Origin of the sequence: Enterobacter cloacae complex sp. BZL2005 (genome assembly GCF_049238885.1) — a bacterium.
Taxonomy (GTDB): domain Bacteria; phylum Pseudomonadota; class Gammaproteobacteria; order Enterobacterales; family Enterobacteriaceae; genus Enterobacter; species Enterobacter roggenkampii.
Genome location: NZ_JBMKGI010000013.1, coordinates 99721 through 114021, shown reverse-complemented (window position 1 = coordinate 114021; position 14301 = coordinate 99721). Strand labels below are relative to the sequence as shown.

The 14301-nt window shown below is 57.0% G+C and carries 13 protein-coding genes; 9 read left to right on the top strand and 4 right to left on the bottom strand.

What is annotated here, in order from left to right; translation table 11 throughout:
* Nucleotides 1–2: 2 nt before the first annotated feature.
* From ACOTXI_RS19125 to lpxO, 3 genes are all read left to right on the top strand, one after another.
* Nucleotides 3–863: a ketose 1,6-bisphosphate aldolase gene (locus ACOTXI_RS19125; RefSeq protein WP_025912336.1), complete on the top strand. Its 861-nt coding sequence runs from the start codon at nucleotides 3–5 to the stop codon at nucleotides 861–863.
* Nucleotides 863–1867 (top strand): carbohydrate kinase family protein, encoded by a 1005-nt coding sequence (locus tag ACOTXI_RS19120; protein WP_032655361.1) that lies wholly within the window; start codon nucleotides 863–865, stop codon nucleotides 1865–1867. The genes ACOTXI_RS19125 and ACOTXI_RS19120 overlap by 1 nt, the downstream gene beginning before the upstream one ends.
* A 143-nt stretch (nucleotides 1868–2010) precedes the next feature.
* The gene (gene lpxO, locus ACOTXI_RS19115) at nucleotides 2011–2919 is read left to right on the top strand and encodes a lipid A hydroxylase LpxO (RefSeq protein ID WP_058654190.1); all 909 of its coding nucleotides are present in this window, start codon (nucleotides 2011–2013) and stop codon (nucleotides 2917–2919) included.
* Between the two features lie 3 nt (nucleotides 2920–2922).
* Here lpxO and ACOTXI_RS19110 read toward each other — a convergent pair whose 3' ends face one another.
* Complete coding sequence (locus ACOTXI_RS19110) at nucleotides 2923–3654, bottom strand: response regulator (protein ID WP_058654191.1); 732 nt, start codon at nucleotides 3652–3654, stop codon at nucleotides 2923–2925.
* A gap of 256 nt (nucleotides 3655–3910) precedes the next feature.
* On the opposite strand from ACOTXI_RS19110, the gene fdhF reads away from it, so the two are divergent.
* The 3 genes from fdhF (at nucleotide 3911) to ACOTXI_RS19095 (ending at nucleotide 7328) form a co-directional block, all read left to right on the top strand.
* Entirely contained in the window at nucleotides 3911–6058 is a 2148-nt protein-coding gene (fdhF, locus tag ACOTXI_RS19105) for a formate dehydrogenase subunit alpha (protein WP_082087749.1), read from the top strand.
* 321 nt (nucleotides 6059–6379) lie between these two features.
* Nucleotides 6380–6532: a Hok/Gef family protein gene (locus ACOTXI_RS19100; RefSeq protein WP_045335172.1), complete on the top strand. Its 153-nt coding sequence runs from the start codon at nucleotides 6380–6382 to the stop codon at nucleotides 6530–6532.
* 121 nt (nucleotides 6533–6653) lie between these two features.
* On the top strand, nucleotides 6654–7328 hold the full coding sequence (locus ACOTXI_RS19095; protein WP_008500036.1) for a tetratricopeptide repeat protein: 675 nt from the start codon (nucleotides 6654–6656) through the stop codon (nucleotides 7326–7328).
* A gap of 82 nt (nucleotides 7329–7410) precedes the next feature.
* Here ACOTXI_RS19095 and gltP read toward each other — a convergent pair whose 3' ends face one another.
* The gene (gene gltP / locus ACOTXI_RS19090) at nucleotides 7411–8724 is read right to left on the bottom strand and encodes a glutamate/aspartate:proton symporter GltP (protein ID WP_008503398.1); all 1314 of its coding nucleotides are present in this window, start codon (nucleotides 8722–8724) and stop codon (nucleotides 7411–7413) included.
* 423 nt (nucleotides 8725–9147) lie between these two features.
* Here gltP and acs point away from each other — a divergent pair, with 423 nt between their 5' ends.
* The 3 genes from acs (at nucleotide 9148) to actP (ending at nucleotide 13149) form a co-directional block, all read left to right on the top strand.
* Nucleotides 9148–11106, top strand: coding sequence for an acetate--CoA ligase (gene acs / locus ACOTXI_RS19085; protein WP_008503397.1), 1959 nt, complete (start codon nucleotides 9148–9150; stop codon nucleotides 11104–11106).
* A gap of 82 nt (nucleotides 11107–11188) precedes the next feature.
* Nucleotides 11189–11503, top strand: coding sequence for a DUF485 domain-containing protein (locus ACOTXI_RS19080; protein ID WP_008503396.1), 315 nt, complete (start codon nucleotides 11189–11191; stop codon nucleotides 11501–11503).
* Complete coding sequence (gene actP / locus ACOTXI_RS19075) at nucleotides 11500–13149, top strand: cation/acetate symporter ActP (RefSeq protein WP_008503395.1); 1650 nt, start codon at nucleotides 11500–11502, stop codon at nucleotides 13147–13149. The genes ACOTXI_RS19080 and actP overlap by 4 nt, the downstream gene beginning before the upstream one ends.
* 32 nt (nucleotides 13150–13181) lie before the next feature.
* On the opposite strand, the gene ACOTXI_RS19070 is transcribed toward actP, so the two are convergent.
* The gene (locus ACOTXI_RS19070) at nucleotides 13182–13871 is read right to left on the bottom strand and encodes an LrgB family protein (RefSeq protein ID WP_008503394.1); all 690 of its coding nucleotides are present in this window, start codon (nucleotides 13869–13871) and stop codon (nucleotides 13182–13184) included.
* Entirely contained in the window at nucleotides 13864–14274 is a 411-nt protein-coding gene (locus ACOTXI_RS19065) for a CidA/LrgA family protein (protein ID WP_008503393.1), read from the bottom strand. Before ACOTXI_RS19065 ends, ACOTXI_RS19070 begins: the two co-directional genes overlap by 8 nt.
* Between the last annotated feature and the right edge of the window lie 27 nt (nucleotides 14275–14301).

Below are 14301 nucleotides of genomic sequence, written 5' to 3'. Positions count from 1 at the left end.
TGATGCCATTGATTTCTCTTGCCGACGGTCTTGCGCACGCCAGACAACACCGCTATGCGCTGGGCGCGTTTAACGTGCTCGACTCCCACTTCCTGCGCGCGCTATTCGCCGCCGCAAAGCAGGAACGCTCGCCGTTTATCATCAACATCGCGGAAGTGCATTTTAAGTACGTGTCGCTGGATTCCCTTGTCGAAGCGGTGAAGTTCGAGGCCGCTCGCCACGCTATTCCCGTGGTGCTCAACCTCGACCACGGCCTGCATTATGACGCCGTCGTGCGCGCCCTGCGCTTAGGGTTCAGCTCCGTGATGTTCGATGGCTCTACGCTGAGCTATGAGGAAAATGTTCGCCAGACGCGAGAAGTGGTGAAGATGTGCCATGCGGTGGGCGTCTCCGTGGAGGCAGAGCTGGGCGCGGTCGGGGGGGATGAAGGGGGCGCGCTTTACGGACATGCGGATGAAGCCTTCTTCACCGATCCGCAGCTGGCGCGCGAATTTGTTGATTCAACCGGCATCGACGCGCTGGCCGTCGCCATCGGCAACGCACACGGCAAGTATAAAGGCGAGCCGAAGCTCGATTTCCCGCGTCTGGACGCCATTCGTCAGCAGACGGGGCTGCCGCTGGTTTTACACGGCGGCTCCGGGATTAGCGATGCCGACTTCCGCCGCGCCATCGAGCTGGGCATTCATAAAATCAATTTCTATACCGGCATGTCGCAGGCCGCGCTCGCCGCCGTGGAGCAGCGCATGGCGAACCGCCAGCCGCTGTACGACGAGTTTGCCGAACTGCTGCTCGGCATTGAAGAAGCGATTACCGATACGGTCGCCGAACAGATGCGCATCTTCGGCAGCGCGGGGCAGGCATGATGGAACGCAAAGGCATCATCGCCGCAGGCAATATGCTGGTGGACCACGTCCACCAGATCGTGCAGTGGCCGGAGCGCGGCTGGCTGGCGGAAATCACCCATAGCGAACGCTCAACCGGCGGCGCGCCGCTCAACGTCCTGCTGACGCTGGCAAAAATGCACGTTGGCCTGCCGCTGCAGGCGGTGGGGCTGATTGGCGAAGACGGCGACGGGGACTACATTCTGGCGATGCTCGACCAGTACCACGTCAACCGCCAGCGCGTACAGCGCACCACCTTTGCGCCAACCTCCATGTCGCAGGTGATGACCGACCCCAGCGGACAGCGCACCTTTTTCCACTCGCCGGGGGCCAACCGCCTGCTGGATCTTCCTGCTTTCGATCGCTTAGACGGATCGATGAAGATCTTCCATCTCGGCTATCTCCTTCTGCTCGACAGCCTGGATATGCCCGATGACGAGTTCGGCACCCGCAGCGCGCGGCTGCTGGCGCAGATGCGTGACCAGGGGTATGAAACCTCGCTCGATCTGGTTTCCCGCAAGGGCGACCCGCGCTATCAGCCGCTGGTGCTCCCTGCCCTTCGCCATCTCGACTATCTGGTGATTAACGAGCTGGAGGCCGGTGAGTTTAGCGGCCTGACAATGCGTGACGAAAACGACGCCCCGCACATTGCGCATATCGCGGACGCCGCGGCGCAGTTGCTGGCGGCCGGCGTACGCCAGCGGGTGGTGATCCACTGTCCGGAAGGCGCATGGGGAGAAGCTCGCGGTGAAGCGGGTCGCTGGATCCCGTCATGGATGCTGGAGCAGGAAGAGATTATCGGCAGCGTCGGCGCGGGCGATGCCTTTTGCGCGGGCTTTTTATACGGCTGCCATGAATCGCTCCCGCTAACAGAGAGTATTTATCTGGCGCACGCCTGCGCGCGGGCAAGCCTGCTGGCCGCCAATGCGATTGACGGCGCAAAAACGCTGGCCGAGCTGCAGGCGTTTATTCGCGAGAGCATTTAATTTAACAATAATTGCGATTTTTCATTACAGATCTATGAATTTTATATTCCCGAACTACACTCTCTCCATCTGGCATATTCGGCGTGGGCAGCACTCTGTCCGCACGCTTTTCCGAAATGAGATAGAAAGAGGACAAGGGAAAAATGTTCGCAGTCATCATCATCGGTATTTTCATTATCAGCGTTATTTATGCGCATTCCCGCGGCAAAGAAAAACAGACGCTTTCCCGTCAGCTCTTCGACCATTCGACGTTTATGGCGCCCATCAATATGTTTATGACGGCGTTTTCTTCCCTGCCCGCCAGGCAGCCTTTCTTTGAAACAGAGCGCTTCCCGGAATTAAATAAGCTGACGGAAAACTGGCTGGTTATTCGCGAAGAGGCGCTGCGTTTGCAACATCATATTAAGGCAGCGGAAAATAATAACGACGCTGGCTTTAACACCTTTTTTAAACGCGGCTGGAAACGTTTTTATCTGAAGTGGTATGCCGATGCCCATCCCTCCGCGCAGTCTTTATGCCCGGTGACGTCCCGGCTGGTGAGTGAAATCCCTTCGGTGAAGGCGGCCATGTTTGCCGAGCTGCCGGCGGGTGCAAAGCTTGGCAAGCACCGGGATCCGTATGCGGGCTCGGTTCGTTACCATCTGGGCTTATTCACCCCGAATGACGATCGCTGCTTTATTGAAGTCGACGGGCAGCGCCACAGCTGGCGGGATGGTGAAGCCGTTATTTTTGATGAGACCTACGTCCACTGGGCAGAAAATAAATCGGATCAAACGCGCATTATTCTCTTCTGCGATATCGAGCGTCCGATGAAATGGCGCTGGGCGCAGGCGGTTAACCATTGGGTGGGAACCACGCTGATGTCTGCGGCCAGGTCACCGAATGACGAGAATGACAGCACCGGCGGCATTAACCGCATTTTTAAATACGTTCATGCAGGTCGCGAGCGGGGGCAGCGTCTGAAAAAAAGGAACCGTAAGGCCTATTACGCCCTCAAGTATTTGTGCATCATCGCGATTTTTGCCGCCATCATTGTTCCGGCGATAACGTAAGCCTTATGCCGCCTGTTCGGGCCGGCTCACGTCAGTGGCAAACACGTAACCCAACCCGCGGATGGTTTTGATGAGCGCAGGCTGATGCGGGTTAGCCTCTATTTTCCGGCGCAGGCGCATGATCAGCACGTCAATCGTGCGGTCGAACACGTCGGCGCTTTCGCTGTGGGTCAGCTCAAGCAGCCGATCGCGGCTCAGCACCCGGCGGGCATTTTGCGTGAGCGCCAGCAGCAGGCCGTACTCGCCCTGGGTTAAGGGCACGGTATTACGCTGCGGATCAATCAGCTCACAGCGGGTGGTATCAAGCGTCCATCCGTTAAACGCAATGCCCGCGACGGGCGCTGCGGAGGCTTCTGCCGCCAGCGCGCCCGTTCGGCGCAACACCGCTTTCACCCGGGCGACCACCACGCGCGGGTTGAACGGTTTGCCAATATAATCGTCGGCCCCCATCTCCAGCCCCACCACCACGTCTGACTCACTGCCCAGGCCGGTTAACATCACAACCGGTAGCGCCGGACGCTGCTTTTGCAGCTGCAGCAGAACCTGCAGGCCGTTGATATCCGGCAGCATCATATCCAGCAGCACAAGCGCGATATTCGGCTCCTGCTGAACCTGGCGCAGCGCATGCTGGCCGTTATGGCAGAAAAGCACGCTAAAGACGTGCTCGCTCAGCACGTCCTGAAGCAGTTCGCAGACTGCCGTATCGTCATCAACCACCAGAATCGCCGGTTTCATCGTATGCTTCCGTCAGGGGATTATGTTAAGTCTGAACTATTCTGCCGTCGGCTCCAGTCAAAAGGTTTTTTCAGTGACGGAAATTCAACCCATGTCACATCCGCTGCCCTGTCGACACGTCAATTTTGACGATTGACTGCTTTTTGTCAGGGTTTTCACCCCGGATGGGCCGTAAAGTCAGGGGATACCCATACAAAAAACATGGCATAGAAGCTGCATAGTGGGTGCGAACGATTCGATTAACTGGAGCAGACTGATGAAAAAAGTCGTCACGGTTTGCCCTTATTGTGCCTCAGGTTGCAAGATCCACCTGGTGGTCGATAACGGCAAAATCGTCCGGGCGGAGGCCGCGCAGGGGAAAACCAACCAGGGCACGCTGTGCCTGAAAGGGTACTACGGCTGGGATTTTATTAACGATACCCAAATCCTTACCCCGCGCCTGAAAACCCCTATGATCCGCCGCGAGCGCGGCGGCAAGCTGGAAGCCGTCTCCTGGAACGAGGCGCTGGATTATGTCGCCACGCGCCTGAGTGCCATTAAGGCCAAGTATGGCCCGGATGCGATTCAGACCACCGGCTCTTCCCGCGGGACGGGAAATGAAACCAACTATGTGATGCAAAAATTCGCGCGCGCCGTTATTGGTACCAATAACGTCGACTGCTGCGCTCGCGTCTGACACGGCCCATCGGTTGCAGGTCTGCACCAGTCGGTCGGTAACGGCGCAATGAGTAATGCCATCAACGAGATAGATAATACCGATCTCGTCTTCATCTTTGGTTATAACCCGGCGGATTCTCACCCTATCGTCGCGAACCACGTTATTCGCGCTAAACAGAATGGGGCGAAAATCATCGTCTGCGATCCGCGCAAAATTGAAACCGCGCGCATTGCGGATATGCACATTGCATTGAAAAACGGCTCAAACATCGCGCTGTTGAACGCAATGGGGCACGTCATTATTGAGGAGAACCTGTACGACCAGGCGTTTGTCGCGACCCGTACAGAAGGCTTTGAAGAGTATAAGAAAATAGTCGAGGGCTATACGCCTGAATCCGTCGAAGCGATAACCGGCGTCAGCGCGCAGGCGATTCGTCAGGCGGCCAGAATGTATGCCGGGGCAAAAACCGCCGCCATTCTCTGGGGTATGGGCGTGACCCAGTTCTACCAGGGCGTGGAAACCGTGCGCTCGCTCACCAGCCTTGCGATGCTGACCGGTAATCTGGGTAAAGCGCACGTTGGCGTGAACCCGGTGCGTGGTCAGAATAACGTGCAGGGCGCCTGCGATATGGGCGCGCTGCCGGATACTTATCCGGGCTACCAGTACGTGAAGTTCCCGGAAAACCGCGCCAAGTTCGCGAAGGCGTGGGGCGTGGAAAGCCTGCCGGAACATACCGGGTATCGCATCAGCGAGCTGCCGCACCGCGCGGCGCATGGCGAAGTGCGTGCGGCCTATATCATGGGTGAAGATCCGCTTCAGACCGACGCCGAGCTTTCTGCAGTGCGTAAAGGGTTTGAGGATCTGGAACTTGTGATTGTCCAGGATATCTTCATGACCAAAACCGCGGCGGCGGCGGATGTCATTTTACCGTCGACCTCCTGGGGCGAGCATGAAGGCGTCTACACGGCGGCCGACCGCGGATTCCAGCGCTTCTTCAAGGCGGTCGAGCCGAAGTGGGATCTGAAAACGGACTGGCAGATCATCAGTGAAATCGCCACCCGCATGGGCTACCCGATGCACTACAACAACACCCAGGAGATCTGGGATGAGTTGCGCAGCCTGTGTCCGGACTTCTACGGCGCCACCTATGAAAAAATGGGTGAGCTGGGCTACATCCAGTGGCCGTGCCGGGACGAGTCGGAGGCCGATCAGGGGACGTCCTATCTTTTTAAGGAGAAATTCGACACCCCGAACGGGCTGGCGCAGTTCTTCACCTGCGACTGGGTCGCGCCCATTGATAAACTCACCGATGAGTATCCAATGGTGCTCTCCACCGTACGTGAAGTGGGCCACTACTCCTGCCGCTCGATGACCGGAAACTGCGCCGCGCTGGCCGCGCTGGCGGACGAGCCCGGCTACGCGCAGATCAACACCGCCGATGCGGAACGGCTCGGTATTGAGGATGAAGCGCTGGTGTGGGTGAACTCGCGCAAAGGGCGGATCATTACTCGTGCGCAGGTCAGCGATCGTCCAAACAAAGGGGCGGTCTATATGACCTACCAGTGGTGGATTGGTGCCTGCAACGAGCTGGTGACCGAGAACTTAAGCCCGATAACCAAAACGCCGGAATATAAATACTGCGCCGTCAACGTTGAGCCGATTGCGGATCAGCACGCGGCGGAACAGTACGTGATCGACGAATATAACAAGCTGAAAGCCCGACTGCGCGAAAGCGCAATGGGTTGAAGCCGTTAATTCATCGATGAATAAAGGGAGTGAAATATTCACTCCCTTTTTATTTCCGAGTAACCCATCAATAATATCAATTAATATTCTGGAAAACGGCTCGCAGAAATAATGTAATTTTCGCGAAAAAGAATTACATCTTTGCATTTTAATTCAGAGGGATAAGATATTCGGCGGGTGCTTAAGACTTTCTGTCTTGAGCATTGTTGAGGGACAGAAAGTAGAAAGCCCCGGGAAATTTTCATTTACCCGAGGCTACTCCCTCAACTCCAACAAGTTGAGAGTAGCCTCTTATTCTTTTTTTGACAAGGAGTAAAAGGCATGACGCCATTAAAAACTGCGTTAGGCATCGTCGTTATTGTTTGCCTGACGATAGTGATCTTTACCTTTATTACTCGCGGCAGGCTCTGCGAGTTTTCAATAAAGAGTGAGCATCAGGAGGTGGCGGCTAAATTAGCCTGCAACCCAGGCTAACCTCTACGGGCGGAACAACGGTTCCGCCCGGCTTGTAGGATGCTGAGGTCTTAATGCACCCATTTTTTTCTTTTGCGCCCGCGATTATACTGCGCGGCGTGTACCCAGATGATAAGAATCCATGAAAGCCATTTTTCTGTTGTTAGTGTTTTTAACATCCTTCGCCCGCGCCGATGAGATAGGCAGCCAGTATCGGAAACAGGCGGAAGCCGGTGATGCGCGTGCCCAGTATTATCTTGCCGATACGTACTTCAGCTCCGGCGACAGCAAGCAGGCCGCGCTGTGGGCCGAGAAAGCCGCGAAAGGCGGCGATGTCGACGCCATGGGGTTGCTCTCGCAAATCCTCTTTACGCAGGGCGATTACTCACAGGCCAAAGCCCTGGCCCAACAGGCAAACATTGCTGGCAGCAAACGCGGCGCGATCATGCTGGCGCGCATTCTGGTGAATACTCAGGCGGGAAAAACGGACTATCCCCAGGCCATCAGACTGCTGCACACGGCAACCGAAGATATCGACAGCGACTCTGCGGTCGATGCACAGCTGCTGCTGGGGCTGATTTATGCCAACGGCGTCGAGGTAGCGCAGGATGACGTGCAGGCCGCCTCGTGGTTCAAGCGGAGTTCAGCCCTTTCGCGCACCGGCTACGCCGAGTACTGGGCTGGGATGTTGTTCAGGCAGGGTGAGAAAGGCTTTATCACGCCCAATAAACAGAAAGCGCTGTACTGGTTAAACCTGAGCTGTACGGAAGGGTTTGATACGGGGTGCGAAGAGTTTGATGCGTTGAGCGGGGAGTAAACCATTGCCCGGTGGCGCTGCGCTTACCGGGCCTACGGCTTGTGTAGGCCGGGTAAGGCGAAGCCGCCACCCGGCTTTTACATCACTGGTCAGCCGTCTTATCAAAACGACCCAGCACCTCGCGTTCATACGCCAGCGCCTTTTTACGGTCGAATTTGTGTTCCCACTTGGCGATAACCAGCACCGCCAGCGCATTCCCCACCACGTTCAGCGCCGTACGCGCCATGTCGAGGATACGGTCCACACCCGCGATAAAGGCCAGGCCTTCCAGCGGAATGCCTACGCTGCCCAGCGTCGCCAGCAGTACCACGAACGAAACGCCCGGTACGCCTGCGATACCTTTAGACGTCACCATCAGGGTCAGCACCAGGACGATCTCCTGCCACAGCGACAGGTCAATGCCGTACAGCTGGGCAATAAAGATAGCGGCGATACTCTGATACAGCGTGGAACCATCCAGGTTAAAGGAGTAACCCGTCGGCACCACGAAGCTGGTGATCGACGCTGGCGCGCCGTAGGCTTCCATCTTCTCAATAATACGCGGCAGCACGCTCTCAGAGCTTGCCGTGGAGTAGGCCAGAATCAGCTCATCTTTGAGGATACGAATCAGGATCCAGATGCTCAGCCCACACAGACGCGCCACAATTCCCAGCACCACCAGCGCAAAGAACAGGATGGCAAAGTGCACCAGGAGCACCAGCTTCGCCAGCGGCCAGAGGGAGGCAAAACCGAAGTTCGCCACGGTGACGGCGATAAGCGCAAACACCCCTACCGGCGCGTAACGCATCACCATGTGGGTCACTTTAAACATGGTTTCGGAGATCGAGCGGAACACGGTCACCAGCGGTTCGCGGTGCGTCGCGGGCAGTGAAGAGAGCCCCAGACCAAACAGGACCGAGAAGAAGATAATAGGCAGCATCTCGCCCTTCGCCATCGACGCCACGATGTTGGTCGGTACCAGAGAAAGGATCGTGCCCATCAGGCCGTGTGCATGGCTTTGCACGTCAGCGGTCGTACTTTGGTATTTCGAAATATCCACCGTCGCCAGCTGCGACATATCAATCCCGGAACCCGGCTGGAAAACGTTCGCCAGGGTGATGCCGAGAATGATCGCAACCGTAGTGATCACTTCGAAATAGATAATGGTTTTCGCACCAATACGGCCTAACTGCTTCGCATCGCCGACGCCTGCAATACCCACCACCAGCGTCGAGATCACAATCGGTACTACGATCATCTTGATCAGGTGAATAAAGATATCCCCTGCCGGTGAAAGCAGGTTCGCAATCAGCCAGTCGCGGCTGTCGCTGTGATAGTGGAGGTAACTGCCCAGCAGGATGCCCAGCACAAGGGCGATTAAGATCTGCCAGGCCAGGCTGACTTTAACGTTTTTCATAGAAACTGACTTCCTCAATGAAGCGCCTTATTCACTTAAACTGCATGAATATGGGGACATACTGAAAGGGTATGAATTGTGTTGCGTCGATTTATGGGATTTTTTAACGCGGCGTATGAGTATCATTTGCGCGGCCTGTTGCGCAAGCCTTAAAGAACGACGCATTTCACTCGTAAAAGCGTCTGTGACGGGAGTTTCTCCTGATTCTAATAAATAACCTTTTGTTATAAAAAACCTTTTTTAAACATAAATGTGAATAATCGTCAGCATAAATTATTTTCCTTCAAAGTTTCATTCGCTCATTTTTCAACCTGTTCAAACAATGCGTGATCTGTCGCCCAAATAATAAACAAAGCTTGTAAAGTCCCTACTATTAACGTTTTTGCGACATATTATTAACATCTTACAAGGAGAAAAAAAGCCATGAGCCAAATACACAAACATGACATTCCCGCAAACATTGCGGACCGTTGCCTGATCAACCCGGAGCAGTACCACGAGAAATATCAGCAATCTATCACCGCCCCGGACACCTTCTGGGGTGAGCAGGGCCATATCCTTGACTGGATCAAACCTTATCAGAAGGTAAAGAACACCTCCTTTGCGCCCGGTAACGTCTCCATTAAATGGTATGAAGATGGCACGCTGAACCTGGCGGCAAACTGTCTGGACCGTCACCTTGCCGCGCGCGGGAACGAGACGGCGATTATCTGGGAAGGCGATGATGCCTCGCAGAGCAAACACATTACCTATAAAGAACTGCACCGCGACGTGTGCCGCTTTGCCAACGTCCTGCTGGATAAAGGCATTAAAAAAGGCGACGTGGTCGCTATCTATATGCCGATGGTGCCGGAAGCGGCGGTGGCCATGCTGGCCTGTGCGCGTATCGGCGCGATTCATTCCGTTATTTTCGGTGGGTTCTCGCCAGAGGCGGTTGCGGGTCGTATTGTCGATTCAAGCTCAAAACTGGTGATCACCGCCGATGAAGGCGTGCGCGCAGGACGCAGTATCCCCCTGAAAAAAAACGTCGACGAAGCGCTGAAAAACCCGAACGTCAACACGGTCAGCAACGTCATCGTCCTTAAGCGTACCGGCGGCAAAATCGACTGGCACGAGGGGCGCGACCTGTGGTGGAGCGATCTGATTGAAAAGGCGAGCGACCAGCATCAGCCGGAAGAGATGAATGCGGAAGATCCGCTCTTCATTCTTTATACCTCTGGCTCAACCGGCAAACCGAAAGGCGTGCTGCACACCACCGGCGGTTATCTGGTCTACGCGGCCACTACCTTCAAATACGTCTTCGACTACCACCCGGGCGACATCTACTGGTGTACCGCTGACGTGGGCTGGGTCACCGGGCACAGCTACCTGCTGTACGGTCCGCTGGCCTGTGGCGCAACAACGCTGATGTTTGAAGGCGTGCCGAACTGGCCGACCCCGGCGCGCATGTGCCAGGTGGTCGACAAACATCAGGTCAACATTCTCTACACCGCACCAACGGCCATCCGCGCGTTAATGGCGGAAGGCGACAAAGCCATCGAAGGCACCGACCGCTCTTCATTGCGCATCCTCGGTTCCGTGGGTGAGCCAATCAACCCGGAAGCCTGGGAGTGGTACTGGAAGAAAATCGGCAACGAGAAATGCCCGGTCATGGACACCTGGTGGCAGACCGAAACCGGCGGCTTTATGATCACCCCGATGCCGGGCGCCACGCAGCTGAAAGCGGGCTCGGCAACCCGTCCGTTCTTCGGCGTACAGCCTGCGCTGGTGGATAACGAAGGCAACCCGCTGGAAGGGGCCACCGAAGGCAACCTGGTGATCACGGACTCGTGGCCGGGTCAGGCGCGTACCCTGTTCGGCGATCACGATCGCTTCGAGCAGACCTACTTCTCGACCTTTAAAAACATGTACTTCAGCGGTGACGGCGCGCGTCGTGATGAAGACGGTTATTACTGGATCACCGGACGCGTGGACGACGTGCTGAACGTCTCCGGCCACCGTCTGGGCACCGCGGAGATTGAATCGGCGCTGGTGTCGCATCCGAAGATTGCCGAAGCCGCCGTTGTCGGCATTCCGCACAACATCAAGGGCCAGGCAATTTACGCTTACGTCACCCTGAACCACGGGGAAGAGCCGTCGCCAGAGCTCTATGCTGAGGTGCGCAACTGGGTGCGTAAAGAGATTGGCCCGCTGGCAACGCCGGACGTGCTGCACTGGACCGACTCGCTGCCGAAAACCCGCTCCGGCAAAATCATGCGCCGTATCTTGCGCAAAATCGCGGCAGGGGACACCAGCAACCTCGGTGATACCTCAACGCTCGCAGATCCTGGCGTGGTGGAAAAACTGCTCGAAGAGAAGCAGGCCATCGCAATGCCTTCCTAGTGTTTTCTCCCTCTCCCCTCACCCTCTCCCCATAGGGGAGAGGGGATAAAAACAAACCAACCTTACCTTTGGAGACTCTGTGATGAATGACCATATTTGTCAGCAGATAGAGAATAGTGCGCACTACAGGGAGCTCGTCGATAAGCGGCAACGGTTTGCCTTCACCCTTTCCATCATCATGCTGATTATCTATGTCGGCTTTATTCTGCTGATCGCCTTTGCGCCGCACTGGCTGGGCACCCCGCTGCACGAGGGCACCAGCGTGACGCGCGGTATTCCCATTGGCATTGGCGTCATCGTGATTTCATTTGTGCTGACCGGCGTCTACGTCTGGCGCGCGAACGGTGAATTCGATCGCCTTAATAAAGCGGTACTGCAAGAGGTAAAAGCATCATGAAGAGAATTCTGACGGCGCTCGCCGCCACGCTTCCCTTTGCCGCCCACGCGGCAGATGCGATTACCGGCGAGGTACAGCGCCAGCCAACCAACTGGCAGGCGATTGTGATGTTCCTGATTTTCGTGGTGCTGACGCTGTATATCACTTACTGGGCGTCGAAACGCGTGCGCTCCCGTAACGATTACTACACCGCAGGCGGCAACATTACCGGCTTCCAGAACGGGCTGGCGATTGCGGGTGACTTTATGTCCGCCGCCTCGTTCCTCGGGATCTCCGCGCTGGTCTACACCTCCGGCTATGACGGCCTGATTTACTCCCTCGGCTTCCTCGTCGGCTGGCCGATCATTCTGTTCCTGATTGCCGAGCGCCTGCGCAATCTGGGCCGCTACACCTTCGCCGACGTGGCCTCGTATCGCCTGAAGCAGGGACCGATTCGCACCCTCTCCGCCTGCGGTTCGCTGGTGGTGGTGGCGCTGTACCTGATTGCGCAGATGGTGGGCGCGGGTAAACTGATCCAACTGCTGTTCGGCCTGAACTACCACATCGCGGTGGTGCTGGTGGGCGTGCTGATGGTGATGTACGTTCTGTTCGGCGGCATGCTGGCGACGACCTGGGTGCAGATCATCAAAGCCGTGCTGCTGCTGTTCGGCGCCAGCTTTATGGCCTTTATGGTGATGAAGCACGTCGGGTTCAGCTTCAATAACCTGTTCACTGAAGCCATGGCGGTCCACCCGAAAGGGGAAGCCATCATGAGCCCGGGCGGGCTGGTGAAAGACCCGATATCGGCCCTGTCGCTCGGTCTGGGCCTGATGTTTGGTACCGCAGGCTTACCGCATATCCTGATGCGCTTCTTCACCGTGAGCGACGCGCGTGAAGCGCGCAAGAGCGTCTTCTACGCGACCGGCTTCATGGGCTACTTCTATATCCTGACCTTTATCATCGGCTTTGGCGCGATCATGCTGGTAGGGGCGAACCCGGCGTTTAAAGACGCGGCGGGCGCGCTGATTGGCGGCAATAACATGGCGGCGGTGCATCTGGCCGACGCGGTGGGCGGCAACCTGTTCCTCGGCTTTATCTCCGCCGTGGCCTTCGCCACCATTCTTGCGGTGGTTGCGGGTTTAACGCTGGCCGGCGCGTCGGCGGTCTCGCATGACCTCTACGCCAACGTCTTCCGCAAAGGCGCGAGCGAGCGCGATGAGCTGAAGGTCTCCAAAATCACCGTGCTGGTGCTGGGCGTTGTGGCGATCCTGCTGGGCATTCTGTTCGAGAAGCAAAATATCGCCTTTATGGTGGGGCTGGCCTTCTCCATCGCGGCAAGCTGTAACTTCCCGATCATCCTGCTCTCCATGTACTGGTCGAAGCTGACCACCCGTGGCGCGATGATTGGCGGCTGGCTGGGGCTGCTGACGGCGGTGATCCTGATGATTCTGGGCCCAACGATTTGGGTGCAGATCCTCGGTCACGCCAGCGCCATCTTCCCGTATGAATATCCGGCGCTGTTCTCCATTGCCGTGGCGTTTATCGGTATCTGGGTCTTCTCGGCTACCGACAATTCGCCGGAAGGTAACCTGGAGCGCGAGAAATTCCGCGCCCAGTTTATTCGTTCACAAACCGGTCTTGGCGTTGAGCAGGGCCGCGCGCACTAAACCTTTCTCCCCGGCCATTCTGGCCGGGGAGCTTAAAACATCACCCACGCCACCAGCGGCGCAATCAGCACCATTACCACGCCCGACAGCATCATCACCAGGCTCGCGACAACGCCCTCCTGCTGGCCCAGCTCATAGGAGCGTGCCGTGCCCGCGCCGTGCGACGCCGCGCCAAACCCCGCGCCTTTGGCCATCCCTTCCCGAATAGAAAGCCGCAGAAAGAGCATATCGCCCACCGCCATCCCAAAGACGCCCGTCACCACCACAAACAGCGCCACCAGGTCCGGCTGTCCGCCGAGGGGTTTCGCCGCCGCGAGCGCAAACGGCGTGGTCACCGAGCGCACGGCCAGGCTGCGCTGAATTTCATCGGGCAGCGTAAACAGTCTCGCCAGCCAGACGGAGCTACAGACCGCGACCACCGTAGCGGTGATCACGCCTGCGCTGAGCGACATCCAGTGGCGCCTGATAATCGCCAGGTTGTCGTAAACGGGCACGGCAAAGGCGATGGTCGCCGGGCCGAGCAGCCACAGCAGCCAGTGGGATTCACCAATGTAGTTCTGCCAGGAGATATGGCCGAAGACCAGCATCAGCACCAGCAGGATCGGCGTGAAGACCAGCGGCATCAGCGGCAGCGCATGAAACCGGCGATACAGCCGCTTGTTGGCAAAGTAGATCGCCAGCGTCGCGATCAGGCACAAGACGCTGATCTGAAAGTTAGTCATGTTTGTGCCTGCTGATTTCAAAGCGATACACTTTATCCACCACCCAGGCGGTCGCTCCCAGCACCATCAGCGTACTCAGCGCAATCACCGCGAAGATGCGCCAGCCGTCCACCATCAGCAGCTGCGCATAGTTCACCACCGCCACCACGGCAGGCACAAAGAACAGCAGCATCTCCGCCAGCAGCCAGCGCGCCCCGGCGCGCACCCAGTTAAGGGGGATCACGCGACAGAGGATGAGCGTCAACATCAGCAGCATCCCCACCAGGTTGGCAGGCAGCGGCAGGTGGAGCCAGCCGACAAGATATTCGGCGAAAACAAACAGTCCCGCGTAAAGCAGTACCTGAGCCGGGACCTGGAGTCGTTGTACAACGGCAGGCGTAACACGGCTTAACGCCACGGCCATGGGGGTTTTCCTCAAAAATGAGACGAG